Below are 22,028 nucleotides of genomic sequence, written 5' to 3' on the forward strand. Positions count from 1 at the left end.
GGGCGATCCCCCGTACCGGCCGCCCGCCCGGCTCAGCCGTCGGAACCGCCCACCCGGCGCAGCAGCAGCTCCTGCAGGTCGTGCAGCGGCTCCTCGGGGGTGCCGGTCCGCCGGCTCCAGCTGCCGTCGGCGGCCAGCTCGAACGCGTCCACGTCCGGGCTCATCGCGGTGGTCATCACCTGGTCCAGCTCGGCGCGGGCGACCGGGTCGCTGACCTGCACCAGCGCCTCCACCCGGCGGTCGAGGTTGCGGTGCATCAGGTCGGCCGACCCCATCCAGAACTCGGCGTCGCCGTTGTTGCCGAACCGGAAGATCCGCGAGTGTTCCAGGAACCGGCCGAGGATCGAGCGGACCCGGATGTTCTCCGACAGCCCCGGCACCCCCGGCCGCAGCGTGCACATGCCCCGGATCAGCAGGTCCACGTGCACCCCGGCCTGCGACGCCCGGTAGAGCGCGTCGGTGATCTCCTCGTCGACCAGCGAGTTCACCTTGAACTGCACCAGCCCCGGCATGCCCAGCCGGACGTGTGCGATCTCCCGCTCGATCCGCTCCACCAGGCCGCTGCGGATGCCCTGCGGGGCCACCAGCAGCCGCCGGTACGCGGTCTGCCGGCTGTAGCCGGTGAGCACGTTGAACAGGTCGGTCAGGTCCGCGCCGATCTCCGGGTCGGCGGTGAGCACGCCGAAGTCCTCGTACAGCCGGGCGGTCTTGGGGTGGTAGTTGCCGGTGCCGATGTGGCAGTACCGGCGGATCTGGTTGCCCTCCTGGCGTACCACCAGGGCGGTCTTGCAGTGCGTCTTGAGCCCGACCAGGCCGTACACGACGTGGCAGCCGGCCCGTTCCAGGGTGCGCGCCCAGCCGATGTTCGCCACCTCGTCGAAGCGCGCCTTCAGCTCCACCAGCACCACCACCTGCTTGCCGGCGGCGGCGGCGTCGACCAGCGCGTCGACGATCGGGGAGTCCCCGCTGGTGCGGTAGAGGGTCTGCTTGATGGCCAGCACGTCCGGGTCGGCGGCGGCCTGCTCGACGAAGCGCTGCACGCTGGTGGCGAATGAGTGGTACGGGTGGTGCACCAGCACGTCGCCGTCGCGCAGGGTGGCGAAGACGCTGCGCGGCACCTCGCCCTCGGCCAGCCGGGGGTGGGTGGCCGGCACGAACGGCTTGTCCTTCAGGTCGGGGCGGTCCGCCTCGCCGTAGAGCTGCCACAGTGCCGACAGGTCCAGCAGACCGGGCACCCGCAGCACGTCGTGGTCGTCCATGTCCAGCTCGCGGACGAGCAGCTCCAGCATGTGGTCGGAGATGGAGGCGGCGACCTCCAGCCGGACCGGCGGGCCGAACCGCCGCCGGGCCAGCTCCCGTTCGAGGGCCTGGAGCAGGTCCTCGTCGCGGTCCTCGTCGACCTCCACCTCGGCGTTGCGGGTGACCCGGAACAGGTGGCACTCGACCACCTGCATGCCGGAGAAGAGCTGCCCCAGGTGCACCGAGATGAGGTCCTCCACGGGCAGCATCCGCAGCCCCGGCTGGTCCCGGCCCACCCGGACGAAGCGGGGCACGTTGTTGGGCACCTTGACCCGGGCGAACAGCTCCGACCCGCCGTCGGGGTCCCGGACCGCCACGGCCAGGTTCAGCGACCGCCCGGAGATGTACGGGAACGGGTGCGCCGGGTCCACCGCGAGCGGGGTGAGCACCGGGAAGATGTGTTCCCGGAAGTAGGTGCGCAGCCGCTCCCGCTCCGGGTCGTCCAGCTCCGCCCAGCGGATGATCCGGATGTCCTCCCGGGCGAGCTGCGGCAGCAGGTCGTCGACGAAGCAGGCGGCCTGCCGGGCGACCAGCCCGGCGGCGCACTCGGTGATCCGCTCCAGCTGGGTGCGCAGCGGCAGCCGGTCCCCGCCGCGTACCGGCAGGCCGGCGGAGAGCCGGCGCTTGAGCCCGGCCACCCGCACCATGTAGAACTCGTCGAGGTTGCTGGCGAAGATGGCCAGGAACTTGGCCCGTTCCAGCAGCGGCGTGCGCGGGTCCTCGGCCAGGGCCAGCACCCGGCCGTTGAAGTCGAGCCAGGACAGCTCCCGGTTGAGGAACCGGTCCGCCGGCAGCGGCGCGACGGCGGGCTGCCCGTCGCCCGTCGACCCCTCGCCGGCGGCCGGGACGTCGGCGGCGGGGCGGTCGTCGGTGTCGAGCACCTCGTCCAGGCCGGCGGAGGCCCCGGCGGCACTGGCGCCGGGGGAGTCGGGGGCCGTGGCGGAGACCTCCTCCGGGGCGCGGCGGGTGCGGGAACCGCTGCGACGACGGGTGCCGTTGCGGGTCGGGTCGGTGGCGGCGGACGGGCTGGTGGGGTGCTCGCGAGGGGTGCTCACCCGCTCATAATCACCCGATTACGGTTAACGCAAAATGAACTTGGGCCGCGTTGTTCAGACCATCGTCGGCAACGTCACCCGGACGACCCCGCCGTCCGGATCGGTGTGCACCGTCAACCGCTGGCCGAGGCGGAGCAGCCGCAGCCCGGAGGCGTCGAAGGCGCAGGCCGGGAAGGGCAGCTCGGTGCCGTCGTCGAGCAGCAGCACGCCGGTGCGGCTCTGCGCGTCGAAGGTCGCCACGGTGCCCTGCATGCCAGCACCGTACACCGGCCGGTCGGCGCGGGGCCGCCGGCCGGGGGCCGCCGGGCCGACACCGGTGAGCGCGCCGGTCGCCGGGCCGAGACCGAGCCGGGCCGCGTCGGCCAGGTCGGCGGCGGTGTCCACGTCGCGGCGCAGGCTCGGCCAGACACCGGGCAGCGGCACCGCCCCGGAGGCCAGGTGCGCCGCCGCCGAGCCGACCCCGAACCGGGGCGCGAGCGGCACCCCGGGAGGCGTGGTGAGCAGCACGGTCCCGGTACCGGGGGCGTCGGCCACGAACCGGCGTACCCCCGTCGGGCCGGTGCCGACCGCGTGCAGTGCGGCGGCCAGTTCGGCCGGGCGCAGCGCCGGCAGGTCGGCGGTGAGGGCGGCCAGCCAGCTCCGGCCGTCGTCGGCCGCCGCCTGCACACCGTGGCGCAGGGCGGCGTTCAACCCGGCGTCCGGGTGGTCCGGCACCACCCGCGCGCCGGCCGCGCCGACCGTCGCGGCCACCCGCGGGTCGGCGGTGACCACCAGCACCTCGGCCACCGCCGGGCAGGCCAGCACCGCGCCGACCGTGTCGGCCGCCAGCGCCAGCGCCAGCTCCTCGTGCGGTACGGCCGGCAGCGCCCCCCGCAACCGGCTCTTCGCCGCGTGGAGCCGCTTCACCGGCACCACCGCCACCCACCTCGCCTGGCCCACGTCGACAATCCTGCCAGCGACGGCGGCGGTACCCGCACTGGCCGTACCCGGGACGAGCAGGCATGATTTCCGCTGCGGGCACGCAACGGTGGGGGTGCGGCACGCGGGTGGGGTGACGAGGAGGCACGGTGGCACGGCGCAGGCTGGGTTTCTGGCGACGGTTCGCCGTGGCGCTGGTCAAGCCCGTGATGCTGGCCTGGACCCGGCGCACCTGGCACGGGATCGAACAGCTGCGCCGCCCCGGGGGCGTCATCATCGTGCCCAACCACATCTCGCACGCCGACCCGCTGGTCTGCGCCCACTTCATCTACGAGGCCGGGCGGTGGCCGCAGTTCCTCGGCAAGGCCAGCGTGTTCCGGGTGCCGGTGGTCGGCTACATCCTGCACCGCTGCCGGCAGATCCCGGTGGAACGGGAGACCGCCACCGCGGTCAAGTCGCTGGACCGGCTGGTCGCCGCGCTGGACGCCGGGGGAGCGGTGGTGATCTATCCGGAGGGCACCATCACCCGGGAGCCGGACCTGTGGCCGATGAGGGGCAAGACCGGGGCGGCCCGGCTGGCCCTGGCCACCGGCGCGCCGGTGGTCCCGGTGGTGATGTGGGGGCCGGAACGGCTCTTCGACCCGCGGACCAGCCGGGTGGGCCTGCGGCCCCGGACCCCGGTGACGGTGCTGGCCGGCCCGCCGGTCGACCTCGGTCGCTGGGCGGGGGCCACCCCCAGCCGGGTGGTGCTGGAGGAGATGACCGACCAGATCATGCTGACCCTGCGGGACCTGCTCGCCGGGGTCCGGGGTGACACACCGCCGCCGCTGTGGGAACGTCCCGTCCGTCCGCGTACTCCCGAGGGGACCGAATGAGCGAGTGGATCGACCGGCGCGACGCAGGGGCAGGGGTGGCGTGAGCGGGCACGTGGCGGTGCTGGGGGCCGGTTCCTGGGGGACGGCGTTCGCCAAGATCCTCGCCGACGCCGGTCGGGAGGTGACCATCCTCGCCCGGCGGGAGCAGGTCGTCGAGGCGATCCGCAGCCACCGGCGTAACCCCGACTACCTGCCGGAGCTGCGGCTACCCGACCGGGTCACCGCGACCGGCGACGCGGCCAAGGCGATCTCCGGCGCGGAGCTGGTGGTGCTGTCGGTGCCGTCGCAGACGCTGCGCGGCAACCTCGCCGAGTGGGCCGGCCACCTCGCCCCGGACGCCACCCTCGTCTCCCTGATGAAGGGGATCGAGCTGGGTACCACCCGGCGGATGAGCGAGGTGATCGTGGAGACCGCCCGGGTCACCCCGGACCGGGTGGTGGTGGTCTCCGGCCCCAACCTGGCCCCCGAGATCGCCGTCGAGCAGCCGGCCGCGACGGTGGTCGCCGGCACCGACGCCCGCCGCACCGAGCTGGTGCAGCAGTCGATCCGCACCCCGTACTTCCGGCCGTACACCAACGACGACGTGATCGGCTGCGAGCTGGGCGGGGCGGTCAAGAACGTGATCGCCCTGTCGTACGGGATCGCCACCGCGATGGGATTCGGCGACAACACCCGGGCCATGCTGATGACCCGGGGGCTGGCCGAGACCGCCCGGCTCGGGGTGGCGCTCGGGGCCGACCCGATCACCTTCGCCGGTCTGGCCGGGATGGGTGACCTGGTGGCCTCCTGCTCGTCGCCGCTGGCCCGCAACCGCACCTTCGGCGAGCACCTGGGTCGGGGGGAGACGCTGGAGCAGGCGCAGGCGGCCACCCGGCAGACCGCCGAGGGGGTCAAGAGCTGCCTGGCCATCCGGGACCTGGCCCGCGCGCACGGGGTGGAGATGCCGATCACCGAGCAGATCGAGCGGATCTGCCACGAGGGGATGGACCCGAGGCTCGCGGTAGACACCCTGATGAGCCGGACCGCCAAGCCGGAGTCGTACGAGTGAGCGGCCCGCCGACCGGCCCCGTCGACCCGGCGACGCACTGGCACGACGGCACCCGGTGCGTGCACGCCGGGCTGCCCGAGCCGGAGCCGGGGCAGCCGTTCCTGCCCGGTCCGGTCTTCGCCGCGCCGTACCACCTCGATCCGTGGCAGGGGCCGGCCGCGACACCGAACGGCTACGGCCGCCCGGACAATCCGACCCGGCGGCTGCTGGAGGCGGCCATCGGTGAGCTGGAGGGCGGCGACTGCCGGGTCTTCGCCTCCGGACAGGCCGCCATCACCGGGCTGCTGCTGGCCGTGCTGCGCCCCGGCGACACCGTGCTGCTGCCCGCCGACGGCTACTTCCCGGTCCGGGCGTTCGCCACCGCCACCCTCGCCGGGATGGGGGTACGGGTCGGCTTCGTGCCCACCGCCGGGCCGTACCCGTCGTTCGACGACGTACGGCTGGTGCTGCTGGAGACCCCGGCGAACCCGGGCCTGGACGTGGCCGACATCGCCGCCGTGGCCGACGCGGCGCACGCGGCCGGCGCGCTGGTGGCGGTGGACAACACCACCGCCACCCCGCTGGGGCAGCGTCCGCTGGACCTCGGTGCGGACCTGGTGGTCGCCTCCGGCACCAAGGCGTTGACCGGCCACTCCGATCTGCTGCTCGGCTACGTGGCGGCCCGGTCGGCGGAGCTGCTGGAGACGGTGACCGGGTGGCGCACCACCACCGGCGCGGTGCCCGGGGCGTTCGACGCCTGGCTGGCCCACCGCTCGCTGGCCACCCTGGACCTGCGGCTGGCCCGGCAGTCCGCCAACGCGGCGGCGCTGGTCGAGCTGCTCGCCGGCCGGCCCGACGTGACCGGGCTGCGGTGGCCGGGGCGTCCGGAGGACCCGGCGTACCCGGTGGCGTCGCGGCAGCTGCGCCGGATGCCGGGAGTGCTCTCGTTCGACCTCGGCGACGCCGACCGGGTGGCCCGGTTCGTCGCCGCGTCCCGGCTGGTCGCCGCCGCGACCTCGTTCGGCGGCCTGCACACCAGCGCCGACCGGCGGGCGCAGTGGGGCGACGACACCGCCCCCGGGTTCGTCCGGCTCTCCTGCGGGGTGGAGGACACCGCCGACCTGGTCGCCGACGTGACCGCCGCACTGGACGGCGCGGGGGCGGCCGGTCCGCTATCGTGATGCCGGCCCACCCGGGCCCCGACCGGAGGAGGTGAGTCCGATCCACCAGACGTCAGGACCGGCGCTCCCCGTCGAGTCCCGTCGCTGCGGCAACGGAGTCCCGTCGCCGCGGTAGCGACGGTGGGAGCGCCGACGTGCGCTCCCGGAAGGCATCACCATGGCATCCGATCCGTTTCCCCACGACCCCGCCGCTCTCGTCGCCCGGCTGCGCGCCGCCGGCTGCGTCTACGCCGAGGACGAGGCCGCGCTGCTCACCGCCGCCGCCGACTCGCCGCAGGCGCTCGCCGCCCTCACCGACCGGCGGATCGCCGGCGAACCGTTGGAACACCTGCTCGGCTGGGCCGAGTTCTGCGGCCGTCGGGTCGCCGTCGACCCGGGGGTGTTCGTTCCCCGGGCCCGGACCGCGCTGCTGGTGGAGGCCGCCGCGTCGGTGGCCGGGCCGGCCCCGGCGCTGGTCGACCTGTGCTGCGGGTCGGGGGCGATCAGCGTCGCGCTCGTCGACCGGCTCGCCCCGCGCTGGCTCGCCGCCGTCGACGTCGACCCGGCCGCCGTGGCCTGCGCCCGCCGCAACCTGGCCGGTCGGGACGTCACCGTCGTGCAGGGCGACCTGTACGACCCGCTGCCGGCGCGCTGGCGGGGCCGGCTGGACGTGGTGGTCGCCAACGCCCCGTACGTGCCCACCCCGGCGGTGGCGCTGATGCCGGCGGAGGCCCGGCTGCACGAGGCGGCGGTGGCGTTGGACGGCGGCGTCGACGGGTTGGCCGTGCTGCGCCGGGTCGCCGCCGGTGCGGTCGGCTGGCTGCGGCCCGGCGGGCACCTGGTGGTGGAGGTCAGCGCCGGGCAGGCCGGGGCGCTCTGTGCGGCGATGACCGGCCTGGGGCTGCTGCCGAGGGTCCTGCACGCCGACCGGTGGGACGCGACAGGCGTCCTGGCCCGCCGGCCGGAGTGAGCCGCCGGGCCGGCCCCGGGCCGTCGGCGCGGATGCCGCGTCACCGGGCCGGCCCCCGTGCCGCCGGGCGGGTCCGGGGCCGCCGGACGGGTCCGGGGCCGTCGGGCCGGTCGTCCTGGCGCGGGGCCGGTCGCTCTCCGGTCGGGTGCCTGGCGGGATTGCCGCACGTGGGGCGTGACGGGCGGTGGGAACGGGAACTAACCTCGCAGCAGGCCCGGTCGGAGGTGGCGGATGGTCAGCGTGGACGTGCCGGTGGTGGTCGGCCTCGACAACGGTGGCACCAGCAACAACGCCACGGTGCTGCGCCTGGACGGCCGGTTCCTGGTCGACGGGCTGGTGGAGACCCCCAGCGAGGTGACCGCCGGCCCGCAGGCGGCCATCGAGGCGCTGGCCGGCGCGTTCGACGGGGTGCTGGCCCACACCGGGGTGCCCCGGGGGCTGGTCCGGGCGGTCGGGTTGGACACCCCGGGCCCGGCCAGCGCGACAGGCGTCATCTCGTCGCGGGGCTCGACGAACTTCGCCCAGCCGGCCTGGCACGGCTTCGACGTACGCGGCGCGTTGGAGCGGCGGCTCGGGCTGCCGGTGATCTACCACAATGACGGCAACGCCGCCGCGCTCTACGCCCACCACGTCCACTTCGGAGCCGACGCGGCGACCCGGTCGTCGGTGGCGGCGATCGTCGGCACCGGTCTCGGCGGGGCGGTGGTGGTCGACGGCCGGGTGGTCACCGGGGCGGCCGGGATGGCCGGCGAGTTCGGTCACGTGCACATCCCGCTGGCCGGGCTGCTCGCCCCCGACCAGCCCGAACCGCGCTGCGCCTGCGGTTTCACCGGGGACGCGGAGAGCGTCGCCTCGCTGACCGCGATCCGGCGCAACCTGTTGCCGTACTGGCTGTCCCGGTATCCGGGGCACCCGCTGGCGCAGGAGCCGCCCGAGCGGGCCGCCACCCTGCTGCGCGGGTACGCCGAGCGGGGCGACGCGCTGGCCCGGGAGGTCTTCGCCCAGCAGGCGGCGGCGCTCGGCCGGTTGTTCACCATCGCGGCCAACTTCACCGATCCGCACGCGTACTTCGTCGGTGGTGGGGTGGTGGAGGCGGCACCGGAGTTCCGGGACTGGTTCCTCGACGCCGTCCGCGCGCACACCGTGCTGCGGGAGGAGCAGGCCGCCCTGGCGACGTTCGCGCTGGTGCCGGACCGGGACATGGCCGGCGCGCGGGGGGTGGCCATCGCCGCCGCCGAGGCGGTCCGGCCCGCCGCGACCCCACCCGCCGACGCCCGGGTCGACTGACCCGCCGACGCGCCCGGCCCCGCCCCGCACCCCGTCGTAACGGGTGCGGGGCGGGGCCGGGGTGGTCAGCGGCGCGGCGGGGCGGTGGCGAAGGCGGACCAGGCGGCGGGCGGGAAGAGCAGCACCGGTCCGCCCGGGTCCTTGGAGTCGCGGATCGCGACCCGGCCCGGCAGCGACGCCAGCTCGACGCAGGCACCCTCGTCCCCGCTGTGGCTGCTCTTGCGCCAGGCGGCCCCGGACAGGGCCCCGCCGATCGTCGGTGTCATCGGTCTCCTACCGTCCCTTCATCAGTTGCACGAGCTGGTCGCGGCTGTCGGCCGGGCTGAGCGCGACGGTCCGCAGGTGTTCCATGATCTTGGTGCAGGTACGCAGGTCGCCCGGCCGGTCCAGGACCATCTGACCGGCTACCGTCTCCACCGAGGCGATCAGCGGGTCCTCCGGGTCGGCGAACTCCAGGATGTGCAGCGAGCCCCGGGTGCCCCGGTGGTATCCGGCGGCGAGCGGGATCACCTGGACGGTGACGTTCGGCAGCTCCGAGGTCTTGAGCAGGTGGCTGAGCTGCGCATGCATCACCGTCCGGTCGCCCACCGGGCGCAGCAGCGCACCCTCGTCGATGATCGCGTCGAAGATCGGCGGTTCGGCGGCGGTGATCCGCTGTTGCCGGTCCAGCCGGAGCTTGACCCGCTGCTCGACCTGCTCGTCGGTGAGGGTGTGCGGCCCGCCCCGCATCACCCCCCGGATGTAGTCGGCGGTCTGGAGCAGACCCGGGACGATGGACGGTTCGAAGTTGGCGATCGCGGTGGCCTCGGCCTCCAGCGCGATGAAGTCGATGGTGCGCTTGTCGAGCAGGTGTGAGTAGGGCACCCACCAGCCGGGCTTGCGGGTGTCCTTGGCCAGTTGGACCGCCGCGGCGATCTCGTCCGGCCTGACCCCGTAGAGGCTGAGCAGCGCGCGGACGGTGGCCGGGCTGACCAGCGTCTGCGCGTTCTCGTAGCGGCTGAGCGTGCTGCGGGTGCTGTTGATCTCGTCGGCGGCGGCCTCCAGGGTGAGGCCGGCCGCCTCCCGGTGGGCGCGCAGGGCGATGCCGAGGCGGCGAGCACGGGCGGTCTTCGGTGCCATGCATCGATGGTGACACAGGTCTATGGGAAGACGTGCATGAGAGAAGAGGCGATGAGAGTTGCATTCACGCCTGTGCACCTGTCAATCTGTAACGGAGTCCTCACCAACGGTTGTCGTGGCGACGGCGATGGTGAGTGACCGGAGGGGATGAGGCGCGTGGCGATCGGGTTTACTCCCCCGTTCCCGATCGCCACGTGCCGCCGCCGCATGCGTCAAGAAAGGACTTCCAGCAGTGAGGGGTCTGGTGACGGCGATGACGCGGTTCCTGGTGGTGCTCAGTGACGTCCGGCCGGTGGAGACGTCCACCCGCGACGAGCGGGCCCGGCCCGAGCGTCGGCGGCAGGTGGTCGGCGCCAGCAGCCGGGAGGCCGCCGACCGGATAGCCGGGGCGTTCATGGCCCTGGGCATGGTCCGGGCCGGGCGGCAGCGGGTGAAGGTGATCGCGGTCGGGCGGGGGCGCGGCAACCACCCCCACCGACCCTGATCGTCACGTACCGTATCGGGTCGGATGACCGTTTGCGAGGGTCACTCGCTTCCTGCCGGGTATCACCATCGGTCCGCCGCAACCCACAGTAAGGTCAGTCGGGTGAGCGCAACTGACGGCTCCGCAGTCGCGTACCGAGAGGTGACCCGAGTGACCACCCCAGGCAAGACCCGCGTGGCGATCGTGTTCGGCGGGCGCAGCCCCGAGCACGGCATCTCCTGCGTCAGCGCGGGCAGCGTGCTCGGCGCGCTCGACCCCGACGAGTACGACGTGGTGCCGGTCGGCATCACCCGGCAGGGCCAGTGGGTGCTGACCAGCGGGGACCCGGGCGAGTTGGCGATCCGGGCGCGCAGGCTCCCGGAGGTCACCGTCGGGGCTGGGGCCGAGGTGGTGCTGCGGACCGACCCCACCGCCGGTGGCCTGCTGGTGCTCGACCCGACCGAAGGTCCCCGCGCGCTCGCCGACGTGGACGTGGTCTTCCCGGTGCTGCACGGCGCGTACGGCGAGGACGGCACCATCCAGGGCATGCTGGAGATGGCCGACGTCCCGTACGTCGGCGCGAACGTCTTCGCCTCCGCCGCCGCGATGGACAAGGAGTTCACCAAGAAGCTCTGCGCCGCCGAGGGCATCCCGGTCGGCCCGTACGCGGTGCTGCGCAACGGGATGACCCTCAGCGAGGCCGACAAGCAGCGGCTGGGCCTGCCGGTCTTCGTCAAGCCGTCCCGGGCCGGCTCGTCGTTCGGCATCACCCGGGTCGACGACTGGGCGCGGCTCGACGACGCGGTCGCCGTCGCCCGGGAGATCGACACCAAGGTGCTCGTCGAGGCCGCGGTCGTCGGCCGGGAGATCGAGTGTGGCGTGCTGGAGGGTGAGGCCGGCGGAGCGCCCGAGGCGTCCGTGCTGGCCGAGGTCCGGATGGTCGGCGACCGCGAGTGGTACGACTTCGAGGCCAAGTACCTCTACGCCGACGAGGTCTGCGAGTACGACGTCCCCGCCGTCCTGCCCGACCGGGTCACCCACCAGGTCCAGGAGTACGCCACCCGCGCCTTCACCGCACTGGACTGTTCCGGCCTGGCCCGGGTCGACTTCTTCGTCACCCCCGACCTGGACGTCTACCTCAACGAGATCAACACGATGCCCGGGTTCACCCCGACGTCGATGTTCCCCCGGATGTGGGCGGCCAGCGGCCTGGAGTACCCCAAGCTGGTCAACCGGCTGATCCGCACGGCGCTGCACCGGCACTGACCGCCGCACCGGCTGCCGGTCCGCCCTCTCGTCGACGCCCCCGCCCGGGGGGCGTCGACAGGCGTGTCCCGGGTCGTCCGGGAACTGCCCCCGCCGGGAGCCGACGCGGTGCGTCGCATATCCCAGGGCTGAAAAAAATCGACGTCGGTTATGGCGTCCGTGGTGGTGCGGCACGGATTCCTGACAATTATCGGCCGTCATTGTGATCAATAGTCGTGTCTCAATATGCTGCCGGAGTTCGGATAGGTGCAAGGGGCAGAGGAGGTCCTCTTGAAATCCGCTCTGCGTTGGTCGGTGAGTGCCGGTGCGGCATTCACCCTCATCCTGGCCGGTGCGCCGGCAGCCGAGGCGAATTCGACCACGACCGACGGGAAAGGAAACATCACGGCGATCGCCCGTACCCTCGACGGGCGGGCGATCACCAATGAGAAGATCGCGAAGGAGGTCGCCGACTTCTGGACCCCGGAACGTATGGCGTCCGCCGTGGACCTGGACTTCCCGAAGTCGGCGCGGGCCGCCACGTCGTCGAGCCGCGCGCCGCGGCCCACCGGACCGGCCGGCACGGTCGCTCCGGTGGCCCCGAGCATCGCCGGTGGCCCCCGGACGATGCTGAACGAGGCGGTGACCGTGGGCAAGGTCTACTTCACCGTCCCCGGCGGCGGCACCGCCTCCTGCTCGGCCAGCACCGTCGCCAGCGCCAAGCGGCGGCTCGTGGTGACCGCCGGGCACTGCGTACACCAGGGTGCCGGCGGTGGGTGGTACTCCAACTGGCAGTTCGTCCCCCGGTACCGCAACGGTGTGCGGCCGTTCGGCACCTTCGTGGCCTACAGCCTCTCCACCCGGGGCGCGTGGGCCAGCTCGTCGAGCTACGCCGAGGACATGGGCATCGCGGTGATGTCCAACGGCGGCACCTACAACGCCAAGGTCGTCGACACCGTCGGGGGCAACGGGCTGCGCTGGAACTGGGGCTACTCCGTGGCGGTCACCGCCCTGGGCTACCCGTCCAACCTCGGCGGCGGGGAGAGCCAGCAGTACTGCCAGAGCACGACCTGGGACGCCGGTGGCCAGCAGATCCGGATGTACTGCAACATGACCTACGGTTCCAGCGGTGGGCCGTGGTTGCAGGAATACAACGACTCGATCGGCGCCGGCTATATCAACAGCACCGTCAGCCACGGCGACAATCCGGGTAACGGGCAATTCGACGGCCCCTACTACGACGACGACATCAAGAGCCTGTACGACTACGCCGAAGCCGGCTCTCCCGCGTAAATCCACCCTCCCCGCACCGGAGCCCCGGCCGTCGGCCGGGGCTCCGGTCTGTTTCCGGGCCCCGGGAAATGCGCCTGTCGGGTCGATACAGCGGTATTCCGTGGCCCGGACACCGCTGTTTCGGCTCAACGGGGGGCGTCGGTCAGGGGGTGGCCAGCACCTCACGGAGCTTCGCGGCGAACTCCCGGGGCCTGCCGGCGTAGCCGGCGTGACCGCCGAGGAAGCCGCCGTGGTGGCTGGGGAACACGGTGGCCTCCTGGCCGAGCAGGTGGGCGGTGCCGACGGCGGTCCGGGCGGTGTACGTCCCGGTCGACTCCTCGCCGACCGCGATGACGATCCGGGTCGGTGCGGCGGTGAGTGCCGCCGCGTCGGGGCGGTAGTCGGTGACCGGCCACGAGTTCTTGGACAGCAGCGGGTCGTCACGGCCGCCGTCGTCGCCGGTCGGCAGGCCGAACGTCGCCGGATCGGGCTCGGGCTGGGCGAAGTAGGCGTCGGTGAACTCGCCCTGCCACGACGTCATCACGATGAACGCGGCCATTCCCGCGCCGGCGCCCCTCGCCTGGTACGCCTCGTGGAAGGCGGCCCGCGCGCGCTCGGCGGCGGCGGCGTCGGGCAGCACGGCGTTGATGGGCGGCTCGTGCGCCACCAGCGTGACGACGTCGTTGGGGTGGGCCGCGACCAGGGCGAGCGCGGTCACCGCCCCGCCGCTGCTGGCGAACATGTCGACGGGGCCGGCGTCGAGCGCCCCGATCAGGTGGTGCAGGTCGTCGGCCTGCTGCTGGGGCGTGTGGTCGGACCGGCCGTCGGTGCGGACGCTGCGACCCAGGCCGCGCGGGTCGTAGGTGACGACCGTGCGGTCGGCGAACTGGGCGGCGAGCGCGTCGAAGCCCTCGGCCGTCATCGGCTGGCCGATCATGACCAGGGCGGGACGCCCGTCGGCCGGGGGAAGCGGGCCGCGGACGTCGTAGACCAGTTCCACTCCCGGCAGGGTGAGCGTGTGCGTCCTCGTCATGGCGCTGAGCCTACGACCGGCCCCCGACACCGTCCGGCGGTCAGGGACGGCGTGACCCCCGGATGAACTGGTCGACCGCCGTCCGGGTGATCCCGTCGAGCAGACCGGGTGCGACCAGGTTGCCGTTGACCAGCGTGGCGATGCCCTGCAACGTGGCGAACAGCACGATGCCGGCGTGCTCCGGCGGGCCGGGTTCCAGCACCCCCTGGGCCTGTCCCTCGGTGATCAGGTCGTGCAGGAGCCCGAACGGGCCGGCGGCGGCCGCGACGAGGTGCTCGGCCCCCTCGCGGTGCTTGCCGGTGAACATCAGCTCCAGCAGGGCGGCGTCCTCGGTGGCGAACCGCAGGTAGGCGGCGGCCACGGCGTGCAGGCGCGGCCCGAAGTCCGCACCCGCGTCGGCGAGCGCGGCGCGCAGCTCGGCGTGCAGCCGGGCGAACCCGGCCTCGGCGAGGGCGTCCAGCAGCGCCTGCCGGTCGGCGAAGTGCCGGCGCGGCGCGGCGTGGCTGACGCCCGCCTCCCGGGCCAGTTCGCGCAGGGAGAGCTGGCCCGCGCCGTGCTGGCGCAGGCTGCGCTCGGCGGCGGCGAGCAGCGTCGACCGCAGGTTTCCGTGGTGGTACGCGGGCACGGGGTCATGGTAGCCCGAACAATGTCGCCGTTGCCGACATTGTTGTCGCCGTATACATTGTTTCCCATGACAACATTCACGACCGCCCAGATCCCCGCCCTGACCGGCCGTACCGTCATCGTGACCGGCGCGAACAGCGGCATCGGCCGGGTCGCCGCGACGGCGCTCGCCGCCCGGGGCGCCCGGGTCGTGCTCGCCGTCCGCGACCCCGCCAGGGGCGCCGCCGCGGCCTCGGGCATGACCGGCGACGTCGAGGTGCGCCGGCTCGACCTGGCCGACCTCGCCTCCGTCCGCGCGTTCGCCGAGGGCTGGACCGGGCCGATCGACCTGCTGGTCAACAACGCCGGCGTGATGATCCCGCCGCCGACCCGTACCGCCGACGGGTTCGAGCTCCAGTTCGGCACCAACCACCTCGGGCACTTCGCGCTCACCAACCTGCTGCTGCCGCAGATCCGGGGGCGGGTGGTCACCGTCGCCTCCTCCGCGCACCGGGCCGGAAAGATCGACTTCGCCGACCTGAACTGGGAGCGCCGCCCCTACCGGGCGTTCCCCGCGTACGCCCAGTCGAAGCTGGCGAACCTGCTGTTCACCGCCGAACTGCACCGCCGGCTCACCGAGGTCGGCTCGCCGGTGCTGGCGACCGCCGCCCATCCCGGCCTGGCCGCCACCAACCTGCTCGGGCACCTCGACGGCGACCGCTCCTGGTGGAACCGGCTCCAGACGGCGTTGGTCAACCGGTTCGCACAGAGCGACGTCGACGGCGCGTCGCCCACCCTCTACGCGGCGGTCGCCGACATCCCGGGCGGCAGCTACGCCGGGCCGGACGGCCTTTTCGAAGGGCGTGGCGCGCCGAAGCTCGTCGGTCGCTCCAGCAACGCCCGCGACGGTGCCGTCGCCCGTCGGTTGTGGACGGTGTCCGAGGAGCTGACCGGCGTCACCTTCCCCCTGGCCGCCCAGCCCGTGAGTCAGGTGACCGCCGACGGCACGGGCCGGACCCCGGTGGGTCGCTGACGGGACGGTTCACCCGGCGGGGCAACGGGCGTCGGCGGCGGGCAGGGTCAGGTCGACGAGGTACCTGTCGACCACGGCGACGGTGCACGCGTTGCGCAGGTAGGTGCCGTGGCCCGAGCCCTCGTAGGTGACCAGGCGTCCGTGCCGGTCCAGCTGTCGGGCGACGTGGGTGGCCCAGGCGTGGCCGGTGCGGGGATCGTGCCGGGCGTTGAGCAGCAGCAGCGGCGTGCGGGTGCGCACCCGTAGCTCGTGCGGTGGATTCCGGACCGGGGACGGCCAGCCCAGACAGGTGTGCACGGCCAGCAGGCCGGCACCGTAGCGGACGTCCGGTGCGACGGCCCTGGCCGCCCGGACCAGGGCCGCGTACCCGTGGTGGTCGCGGACGGTGGCCGGCCAGTCCGCGCAGAAGACCGCCACGGCCACCGGGAGTCTCACCTCGGGCGGCGGCATGCCGGCGGCCATGTCCCGGACGGCCTCGGCCAGCTGTGGGAAGCGGGGGCCGGCGAGCATCCCGAGGGCCACGGCGGTGACGTCGAAGGCGGTGCGCGGGGCATACCCGTCGTTGTCGGCGCGGGCCAGCACCGCAGCCCAGACCGCCCGGACGTCCCGGCCGTGCAGCACGCACCCGGGCGAGCTGTCGCACCAGGTCACGAATTCGTCGAAGGCGTCCTGGAGTGCCGCCGCCTGGGTACGGACGAAGGACCGCACGTCCAGGCTGTGGTCGAACACGCCCTCCAGCACCACGGCCCGGACCCGGTCGGGATACCGCTCGGCGTACTGCTGACCCAGCAGCGTGCCGTACGAGCTGCCGTGGAAGGTCAGCCGCCGCTCACCCAGCGCACGCCGCAGCGCCTCCAGGTCGTGCACCGTGCTGAGCGTGTCGGCGTGGGTGAACACCGGGCTGGTCGGGCGACACCGGTGCCACAGCGCCCGGTTGTAGGCCACCGTGGCGTCGAAGTCGGCCTGGCCGGTCAGCACGACGGGCGGCCTGCGCAGCTCCGGGTCGGGAGTGCAGACCGGGGCGGCGCTGCGGGCCACCGTACGCGGATCGAAGCTGACCAGGTCGAACCGGTCCAGCAGCTCGTCGCTGAACCGGTCCCCCCGGCGGATGCGTTCCACCCCCGAGTCCCCGGGGCCGCCCGGACCGAACACCAGCGTGCCCACCCGCTGCTCCGCCACCCGGGCCGCCCGACGGGCCACGACGAGCGTGAACGTGCGGCCGTCCGGGCTGGCCCAGTCCACCGGCAGGCGCAGCGGGGCGCACCGCACGCGCGGGTCGGGTGGCACGTCGGGCAGATCGTCGGGACACTCACCCCAGACGAGGCCCGGCGGTGGCCCGGGACGCGCCTGGGCCACCGCCGGGAGACCGGCGAGGACGGTGGACACGGCGACGACGACGGTCACGGTACGTCGGAACACGGCGGACCTCCCAGGTTGTGGCTACCCGTCCACCCTGGACCCCGGCCCACCCGAGCCGTATGCGGAGGAACCCGGATCTCGTCCCTGAGGTTGCGTTCCGACCACCGCGACGGGGTGGCGGGCTCGTCGGTGATCCAGCGGTGGACTCCTCTCCGAGGCGTCGACCGCACGGTAGGCGGCCCGGGCGGTCCCCCGTTGGTCGTTTGTGGACGGTGCGAGCGGGGAACAGGGTTGGTATGGCGAACGGACAGATGAAGACCGTCGGTGGTCTGCTGCTGCGGGTTCTCGGTGTGCTGCTGGTCGTGGTGGGCGTGCTGGGTGCGCTGGCCTCGCTGACCCAGGGCAACGTCGTCGGGATGGTCCTGGGTGTCGTCCTCGTCGCCGGGGGCGCGGTGCTGCTCAAGCGCTCCGGACGGGCCGGCCGGTCGGGAGCGGTGCCGTCGACCCGGTGACCGCGCGGCGACGTCAGCGCTGCGACCGGCCGCCGTCGGTCGCGCCCCGGGACGTCGGACGCCGCGCGGTCAGGGTGGGGCTGTGGTGTTCTGGCAGCTGACGATCGACGCAAACGACCCGGCCCTGTCTGCGTGAGCTGACGTCGGTCCGGCCCGGACGTGGCCGGGCCACCTCCGGGGGGCCGGTGCTGGACGGACGCCCGGGCTGGCTGAGCCGGATGCGCAGGAACCGGAGGCCTCGTCCCGGCTAGACCGACGGGGTGATGAGTTCGTCGGTGATCCAGCGGGCGACGCCGACGGGATAGGGCGGCGTCAACCCCAGGATCACGTGCCCGAACCCGGCGGCGGTCGCCGCGCGGATCGCGGCCCGGGTCTCCGCCGGCCGGTCGTAGGAGACCGGCAGGTGGATCGAGCGGGTGATCGAGGCGGGATCGCGGCCGATCTCGGCGCAGTAGCGGTCCAGCAGCGCGCTGCGGGCGGCCACGTCCCCGATGTCCCCACCGCCGGGGACGTTCCACACGTCGGCGTGCTCGGCGACGACCCGCAGCAGGGCCGACGAGCGTCCGCCGATGACGATCGGCGGGTACGGCCGCTGCACCGGCTTCGGATTACCGTAGGCCCCGGTCAACCGCACGTGCTCGCCGTGGAAGTCGAACGGCGCGTCCTCGGTCCACAGCCGCCTGATGACCGTGCACGCCTCGGCGAGGCTCTGCACCGAGTGGCTGAAGTCGTGGTAGGGCAGGCCGTGGGCGGTGTACTCGCGGCGGGCCGCCGGGTGACCGGGGCGGGAGCCGGCGCCGATGCCGAAGTCGAGCCGTCCGCCGGAGACGATGTCGACGGTCGTGGCGATCTTGGCGAGCATCGCCGGGGGGCGGAACCGGTTGCTGGTGACGAGCAGGCCGAGGCGCAGCCGGCGGGTCTGGGCGGCGAGGGCGGAGAGCAGCGTCCAGCCCTCGTACGCCGGCCCGTCGGGGTCGCCGCCGATCGGCATCAGGTGGTCGAAGAGCCAGGCGTGCGCGATCTCGGGGATGTCGTCCGCCTCGCGCCAGACCCGCAGCACGTCGTGGTAGTGGACCTGCATCGGTGCGGTCATGATCCCGATGCGGAGGGAGGTGGGGTGCGGCATGTGCCGTCCTTCCTGATCCGGCGCTCAGCGGCGGCGTAGTGCCGGGTCGAGCAGGGCCGGCGGGGTGTCGTGCTTCTCGCCGGGGGCCAGGTCGACGCCGGGGGCGACGATGGCGTCGATGGCGTCGAGCACGTCGGCGGTGAGCACGGTGTCGGCGGCGGCGAGTTGGCTGCGCAGGTGCTCCGGCGTGCGGGGCCCGATGATCGCGCTGGTCACGGCGGGGTGCGCGGTGACGAAGCCGAGCGCGAGCTGGATCAGGGTGAGCCCGGCCTCCTCGGCGACCTTGGTCAGCTGCTCGACCGCGTCGAGCCGGGCCCGGTTGGCGGCGACGGCGAGGTCGAAGCGCTCGGGCAGGACGTCGGCGCGGTGGGTGGTGATCTCCCGACCCGCCCGGACCGCGCCCGACAGCCACCCCGAGGCCAGCGGGCTCCAGGCGAGCACCCCCAGGCCGTACTGCGCGGTGACGGGCAGGACGTGGGTCTCGATGCCGCGTTGCAGGATCGAGTAGCTGGGCTGCTCGGTGACGTACCGGCCCAGGTGGTGTTCCCGGGCGGCCCACTCGGCCTGCACGAGGCGGTACGCGGGGAACGTCGAACAGCCGAAGTAGCGGATCTTGCCGGCCCGCTGGAGGTCGGTGAGCGCGGAGAGCGTCTCCTCGTCGCTGGTCGTCGGGTCCCAGCGGTGGATCTGGTAGAGGTCGATGTGGTCGACGCCGAGCCGGCGCAGGCTGCCGTCGAGCGCGGTGTGCAGCCAGCGGCGGGAGGTGCCCCGGTGGTTGCGTTCGTCGCCCATCGGCATGGCCGCCTTGGTGGCCAGCACGATGTCGTCGCGGCGGCCGGCGATGGCCCGGCCGACCAGTTCCTCCGACTCGCCCTGGCTGTACCGGTCGGCGGTGTCGATCAGGTTGATCCCGCCCTCCAGGGCGGTGTCGATGATCGCGGTGGCCTCGGCCTGGCCGGTGCGGCCGATGGCACCGAAGTTCATCGCGCCGAGTACGAGGGTGCTGACCTGGACGCCGGTGCGGCCGAGGGTGCGGTACTGCATGAGGGTTTCCTCCACGGGGTGACGGGGTGGCGGCCGGTCGGTGCCGCCGGGAACCGCGGCGCGTGCGGACGCGCCGTGGGCTGGTGGGGGAGGGACGAGGGCGCGGCTGGTCACCGGCCGTCGGGCTCTGGCATCATGGTCCAAGTGGAACCATGTTCCGCTCTGAACTATACGGAACGCTGTTCCGTTTGCCAAGGGTGCCCGGAGGTGACGACGCATGGCCGACGGTGGACCGGGGTCGCCCACCCCACCCGAACGCGCCGACGCGCCCCGGAAGCGGGCTGACGCCCGACGCAACGAGGCGACCCTGCTGGAGGCGGCCGCCGCGGCCTTCCTCGCCGCCGGTGTCGACGTGCCGGTACGCGACATCGCCGCGCGGGCCGGCGTCGGTGTCGGCACCATCTACCGCCACTTCCCGACCCGGGCCGACCTGATCGTCGCCGTCTACCGGCACCAGGTGCAGGCGTGTGCCGAGGCCGCGCCGGCCCTGCTCGCCGACGGCCGCCCGCCGTACGCCGCCCTGACCGCCTGGATCGACCAGTTCGTCGACTTCCTGGCCACCAAGCACGGCCTCGCCGGGGCGATGAACTCCGACACCGCCGCCTACGAGACGCTGCACGGGTACTTCCTCGACCACCTCGTGCCCGCCTGCGCCCGCCTGCTCGACGCCGCCGTCGCGGCCGGCGAGATCCGCCCCGGCACCGATCCCCGGGAACTGCTGTTCGCGGTCGGCAACCTCTGCGCCGGCCGCGCCCCCTACTACGACGCCCGCCGGATGGTCGGCCTCCTCGTCGCGGGGCTGCGGCTGCGCTGAGGGGCGACCCCGTCCGCCCGGCCGGATCAGCGCGCGTAGTGCGCGGCGACCGCGGCGAACGCGGCCTTCGGTTCCCAGGGCAGGCCGGGGTACGTGGCACCGGTGCGCCCGTCGAGCACCTTGACGATCCCGGGGCTGGCCAGGTCGAGGTCGTCGCGCGGGTCGCCGTCCGGTCGGTGCGGGAGGCTGGGCAGCGCGAACAGGTGGACGAAGACGCTGTCGACGCCCTCGCTGTCGAAGATGTCGAGCAGTTCGCCCAGGTAGGCGGCCTGGCCCTGCTCGTCGCGCTCGTACACCCCGTCCAGCCGGTGGGGCCTGCCGTCCGGGCCGTACTCGATGATCTCCATGCTGCGCGGCGCGACGTCGCCCGCGCCGCGCCAGGTCGCGGTGCCGAAGCCGGTGACGGCGACCGGCTTGGGCTGGTCGACGAGCCGGCGTACGCCGTCGCGGAACTGGTCGGCGACCTCGGCGGAGCGGATCAGCTCGACGGTCACCACGTCGAACAGGTCCCAGTCGACGCCCTCGAACGGGATCGCGGCGTAGGTGACCCTGCCGTGGAAGCGTTCGCGGACGGCGGCCACGGTGGCGCGCAGGAACGCGTCGAGGCGGGTGCGGACCCCGGCGATGCGCCCGGCCCGGCCGTCCGGGTCGGTGAACAGGTGGGCGAGGCGGTCCGCGAGGCGGTCCCCCTCGACGAATCCGCGGTTCATGATGCTCAGCTCGGCGCCGGTGACGAAGACGATCTCGGCCCCGGCCGCACGGAGCCGCTCGGCCCGCTCGGCGCAGTCGAGGAACAGGGCGCGGATCAGGTCCGGTTCCAGCTCCAGGGGGTACGGCGAGAACCACACCTCCAGTCCGAGTTCGGCGGCGATCCGGGCGGCGGACTCCAGTCGCCCGGGATCGCCGCCGACCAGGTGGACGGCGGTGCAGTGCAGGTCGTCCCGGATGATGGCCAGCTCCCGCCGGACCACCTCGGGGTCCCAGTGCGGCACCGAGGTGACGCCGTCGGTGACGAAGCCGGTGTCGTAGGCCATGCCCTTGGCGCGCATGTCGGTCCTTTCGGTCGTGGTGCTGCCGGAGTTCGGAGGGACCGTAGCATAATTTTGCGTGCACGCAATTTTGCGCGCACGCATCGTGTGTGCGACAGTGGCACCGTGACCGACCCATCGACGCTGCGGGAACGCAAGAAGCGGGCCACCCGGGAGGCGCTGCAGGCGGCGGCGCTGCGCCTCGCGCTGGAACGCGGGCCGGACAACGTCCGCGTCGAGGAGATCGCCCAGGCGGCAGGCGTGTCGACCCGGACCTACAACAACTACTTCCCGAGCCGGGAGCAGGCCATCGTCGCCGGGGTCGCCGCCGACCGCGCGGCCGGCGTCGCGGCGGCGGTGCTCGCCCGGCCGCCGGGGGTCGGCCTCGCCGACGCGGTCGTCGACGCCGTCGTGGGCCTGTACGCCGACCCCGGCGACCAGCCGCCCGCCGCGCTGCTGATGATCGCCGCCAGCCCCACGCTGCGCGCCTGCTACGTCGAGGCCGTCACCACGTTCGAGGAGCCCCTGGCCGGGGCGGTCACCACCCGCTGTCCCCACGTCGGAACGCTGGCCGCCCAGGTGCTCGCCGCCGCGGTCGGCGCGGCGGCCCGGCTGGCACTGCGGCAGTGGCTGCACGGCACCGGCGAGGTGCCGTCGATGGCCGGTTTCGTGGTGCCGTCCGCGCCGCTACCGGACCTCGTCCGGGCGGCGCTGCTGCCGCTGGCCCCGGCGCTCGACGCCGCCTGACCCACCCGACCGGCTCCGGTGTAACCCCGCCCCCGCCGG

Annotated in this window: 21 protein-coding genes and 1 pseudogene; 12 read left to right on the plus strand and 10 right to left on the minus strand. The window is 73.8% G+C overall.

The genetic code is table 11. The features are described 5' to 3' along the window. Window positions 1–32 precede the first annotated feature (32 nt). Both ACN268_RS28545 and cofC read right to left on the minus strand, forming a co-directional pair. Window positions 33–2,354 (minus strand): RNA degradosome polyphosphate kinase, encoded by a 2,322-nt coding sequence (locus ACN268_RS28545; RefSeq protein ID WP_421486070.1) that lies wholly within the window; start codon window positions 2,352–2,354, stop codon window positions 33–35. Window positions 2,355–2,642: 288 nt separating this feature from the next. After that, window positions 2,643–3,293 (minus strand): annotated as a pseudogene (gene cofC / locus ACN268_RS28550) (2-phospho-L-lactate guanylyltransferase); the annotation flags it as partial. A 128-nt stretch (window positions 3,294–3,421) separates the two neighbouring features. Between cofC and ACN268_RS28555 the strand changes: the two are divergent. The 5 genes from ACN268_RS28555 to ACN268_RS28575 all read left to right on the plus strand — a co-directional run bounded on the left by ACN268_RS28555 (window position 3,422) and on the right by ACN268_RS28575 (window position 8,591). Continuing rightward, window positions 3,422–4,147, plus strand: coding sequence for a lysophospholipid acyltransferase family protein (locus ACN268_RS28555; protein WP_421486071.1), 726 nt, complete (start codon window positions 3,422–3,424; stop codon window positions 4,145–4,147). A gap of 40 nt (window positions 4,148–4,187) precedes the next feature. Continuing rightward, window positions 4,188–5,195: an NAD(P)H-dependent glycerol-3-phosphate dehydrogenase gene (locus ACN268_RS28560; protein ID WP_421486072.1), complete on the plus strand. Its 1,008-nt coding sequence runs from the start codon at window positions 4,188–4,190 to the stop codon at window positions 5,193–5,195. Beyond that, on the plus strand, window positions 5,192–6,355 hold the full coding sequence (locus tag ACN268_RS28565; RefSeq protein WP_421486074.1) for a cystathionine gamma-lyase: 1,164 nt from the start codon (window positions 5,192–5,194) through the stop codon (window positions 6,353–6,355). Before ACN268_RS28560 ends, ACN268_RS28565 begins: the two co-directional genes overlap by 4 nt. Before the next feature lie 157 nt (window positions 6,356–6,512). After that, window positions 6,513–7,304 carry a putative protein N(5)-glutamine methyltransferase gene (locus ACN268_RS28570; protein ID WP_421486075.1) on the plus strand — a complete coding sequence of 264 codons (792 nt, stop codon included), beginning with the start codon at window positions 6,513–6,515 and terminating at the stop codon, window positions 7,302–7,304. Between the two features lie 231 nt (window positions 7,305–7,535). Next, window positions 7,536–8,591, plus strand: coding sequence for an ROK family protein (locus ACN268_RS28575; protein ID WP_421486077.1), 1,056 nt, complete (start codon window positions 7,536–7,538; stop codon window positions 8,589–8,591). Between the two features lie 65 nt (window positions 8,592–8,656). On the opposite strand, the gene ACN268_RS28580 is transcribed toward ACN268_RS28575, so the two are convergent. Beyond that, entirely contained in the window at window positions 8,657–8,857 is a 201-nt protein-coding gene (locus tag ACN268_RS28580) for a DUF397 domain-containing protein (protein ID WP_363652373.1), read from the minus strand. A gap of 7 nt (window positions 8,858–8,864) precedes the next feature. Continuing rightward, window positions 8,865–9,710 (minus strand): helix-turn-helix domain-containing protein, encoded by an 846-nt coding sequence (locus ACN268_RS28585; protein ID WP_421486079.1) that lies wholly within the window; start codon window positions 9,708–9,710, stop codon window positions 8,865–8,867. A 253-nt stretch (window positions 9,711–9,963) separates the two neighbouring features. On the opposite strand from ACN268_RS28585, the gene ACN268_RS28590 reads away from it, so the two are divergent. The 3 genes from ACN268_RS28590 to ACN268_RS28600 all read left to right on the plus strand — a co-directional run bounded on the left by ACN268_RS28590 (window position 9,964) and on the right by ACN268_RS28600 (window position 12,711). Next, window positions 9,964–10,194 carry a hypothetical protein gene (locus ACN268_RS28590; RefSeq protein ID WP_421487020.1) on the plus strand — a complete coding sequence of 77 codons (231 nt, stop codon included), beginning with the start codon at window positions 9,964–9,966 and terminating at the stop codon, window positions 10,192–10,194. A gap of 150 nt (window positions 10,195–10,344) precedes the next feature. Next, window positions 10,345–11,439 (plus strand): D-alanine--D-alanine ligase family protein, encoded by a 1,095-nt coding sequence (locus tag ACN268_RS28595; protein WP_421486080.1) that lies wholly within the window; start codon window positions 10,345–10,347, stop codon window positions 11,437–11,439. Between the two features lie 270 nt (window positions 11,440–11,709). Next, window positions 11,710–12,711 (plus strand): trypsin-like serine peptidase, encoded by a 1,002-nt coding sequence (locus tag ACN268_RS28600; RefSeq protein ID WP_421486081.1) that lies wholly within the window; start codon window positions 11,710–11,712, stop codon window positions 12,709–12,711. Between the two features lie 142 nt (window positions 12,712–12,853). Here the strand turns inward: ACN268_RS28600 and ACN268_RS28605 are convergent, their stop codons facing one another. Both ACN268_RS28605 and ACN268_RS28610 read right to left on the minus strand, forming a co-directional pair. Beyond that, the gene (locus ACN268_RS28605; RefSeq protein ID WP_421486083.1) at window positions 12,854–13,723 is read right to left on the minus strand and encodes an alpha/beta fold hydrolase; all 870 of its coding nucleotides are present in this window, start codon (window positions 13,721–13,723) and stop codon (window positions 12,854–12,856) included. Window positions 13,724–13,763: 40 nt separating this feature from the next. Beyond that, window positions 13,764–14,348, minus strand: coding sequence for a TetR/AcrR family transcriptional regulator (locus ACN268_RS28610; RefSeq protein ID WP_421486084.1), 585 nt, complete (start codon window positions 14,346–14,348; stop codon window positions 13,764–13,766). A 66-nt stretch (window positions 14,349–14,414) separates the two neighbouring features. On the opposite strand from ACN268_RS28610, the gene ACN268_RS28615 reads away from it, so the two are divergent. Then, window positions 14,415–15,359, plus strand: a complete 945-nt coding sequence (locus tag ACN268_RS28615; protein WP_421486086.1) for an oxidoreductase — start codon at window positions 14,415–14,417, stop codon at window positions 15,357–15,359. A gap of 9 nt (window positions 15,360–15,368) precedes the next feature. On the opposite strand, the gene ACN268_RS28620 is transcribed toward ACN268_RS28615, so the two are convergent. Beyond that, complete coding sequence (locus ACN268_RS28620) at window positions 15,369–16,778, minus strand: alpha/beta fold hydrolase (protein WP_421486088.1); 1,410 nt, start codon at window positions 16,776–16,778, stop codon at window positions 15,369–15,371. A gap of 236 nt (window positions 16,779–17,014) precedes the next feature. Here ACN268_RS28620 and ACN268_RS28625 point away from each other — a divergent pair, with 236 nt between their 5' ends. Continuing rightward, a complete protein-coding gene (locus tag ACN268_RS28625; protein ID WP_421486089.1) occupies window positions 17,015–17,230 on the plus strand; it encodes a hypothetical protein in 216 nt (71 codons plus the stop codon). A gap of 247 nt (window positions 17,231–17,477) precedes the next feature. Here the strand turns inward: ACN268_RS28625 and ACN268_RS28630 are convergent, their stop codons facing one another. Together ACN268_RS28630 and ACN268_RS28635 are read right to left on the minus strand one after the other, a co-directional pair. Then, window positions 17,478–18,356: an LLM class flavin-dependent oxidoreductase gene (locus ACN268_RS28630; protein WP_421486090.1), complete on the minus strand. Its 879-nt coding sequence runs from the start codon at window positions 18,354–18,356 to the stop codon at window positions 17,478–17,480. A gap of 24 nt (window positions 18,357–18,380) precedes the next feature. Then, entirely contained in the window at window positions 18,381–19,400 is a 1,020-nt protein-coding gene (locus ACN268_RS28635) for an aldo/keto reductase (protein ID WP_421486091.1), read from the minus strand. 217 nt (window positions 19,401–19,617) lie between these two features. On the opposite strand from ACN268_RS28635, the gene ACN268_RS28640 reads away from it, so the two are divergent. Then, entirely contained in the window at window positions 19,618–20,214 is a 597-nt protein-coding gene (locus ACN268_RS28640; protein WP_421486092.1) for a TetR/AcrR family transcriptional regulator, read from the plus strand. A 26-nt stretch (window positions 20,215–20,240) separates the two neighbouring features. Here ACN268_RS28640 and ACN268_RS28645 read toward each other — a convergent pair whose 3' ends face one another. Beyond that, window positions 20,241–21,263 carry a hypothetical protein gene (locus tag ACN268_RS28645; RefSeq protein WP_421486094.1) on the minus strand — a complete coding sequence of 341 codons (1,023 nt, stop codon included), beginning with the start codon at window positions 21,261–21,263 and terminating at the stop codon, window positions 20,241–20,243. A gap of 105 nt (window positions 21,264–21,368) precedes the next feature. Between ACN268_RS28645 and ACN268_RS28650 the strand changes: the two genes are divergently transcribed. Beyond that, window positions 21,369–21,989 carry a TetR/AcrR family transcriptional regulator gene (locus ACN268_RS28650; RefSeq protein ID WP_421486095.1) on the plus strand — a complete coding sequence of 207 codons (621 nt, stop codon included), beginning with the start codon at window positions 21,369–21,371 and terminating at the stop codon, window positions 21,987–21,989. Window positions 21,990–22,028 lie beyond the last annotated feature (39 nt).

This window comes from Micromonospora sp. WMMD735 (assembly GCF_049178995.1).
GTDB classification, from domain to species: domain Bacteria; phylum Actinomycetota; class Actinomycetes; order Mycobacteriales; family Micromonosporaceae; genus Micromonospora; species Micromonospora wenchangensis.

Excerpts from the sequence above, each read along its gene's own strand:
- ACN268_RS28570 (WP_421486075.1), top strand. The coding sequence starts at position 6,513 with ATGGCATCCGATCCGTTTCCCCACGACCCCGCCGCTCTCGTCGCCCGG.
- ACN268_RS28575 (WP_421486077.1), top strand. The coding sequence starts at position 7,536 with ATGGTCAGCGTGGACGTGCCGGTGGTGGTCGGCCTCGACAACGGTGGC.
- ACN268_RS28580 (WP_363652373.1), bottom strand. The coding sequence starts at position 8,857 with ATGACACCGACGATCGGCGGGGCCCTGTCCGGGGCCGCCTGGCGCAAG.
- ACN268_RS28585 (WP_421486079.1), bottom strand. The coding sequence starts at position 9,710 with ATGGCACCGAAGACCGCCCGTGCTCGCCGCCTCGGCATCGCCCTGCGC.
- ACN268_RS28590 (WP_421487020.1), top strand. The coding sequence starts at position 9,964 with ATGACGCGGTTCCTGGTGGTGCTCAGTGACGTCCGGCCGGTGGAGACG.
- ACN268_RS28605 (WP_421486083.1), bottom strand. The coding sequence starts at position 13,723 with ATGACGAGGACGCACACGCTCACCCTGCCGGGAGTGGAACTGGTCTAC.
- ACN268_RS28615 (WP_421486086.1), top strand. The coding sequence starts at position 14,415 with ATGACAACATTCACGACCGCCCAGATCCCCGCCCTGACCGGCCGTACC.
- ACN268_RS28625 (WP_421486089.1), top strand. The coding sequence starts at position 17,015 with ATGGCGAACGGACAGATGAAGACCGTCGGTGGTCTGCTGCTGCGGGTT.
- ACN268_RS28630 (WP_421486090.1), bottom strand. The coding sequence starts at position 18,356 with ATGCCGCACCCCACCTCCCTCCGCATCGGGATCATGACCGCACCGATG.
- ACN268_RS28635 (WP_421486091.1), bottom strand. The coding sequence starts at position 19,400 with ATGCAGTACCGCACCCTCGGCCGCACCGGCGTCCAGGTCAGCACCCTC.
- ACN268_RS28640 (WP_421486092.1), top strand. The coding sequence starts at position 19,618 with ATGGCCGACGGTGGACCGGGGTCGCCCACCCCACCCGAACGCGCCGAC.
- ACN268_RS28645 (WP_421486094.1), bottom strand. The coding sequence starts at position 21,263 with ATGCGCGCCAAGGGCATGGCCTACGACACCGGCTTCGTCACCGACGGC.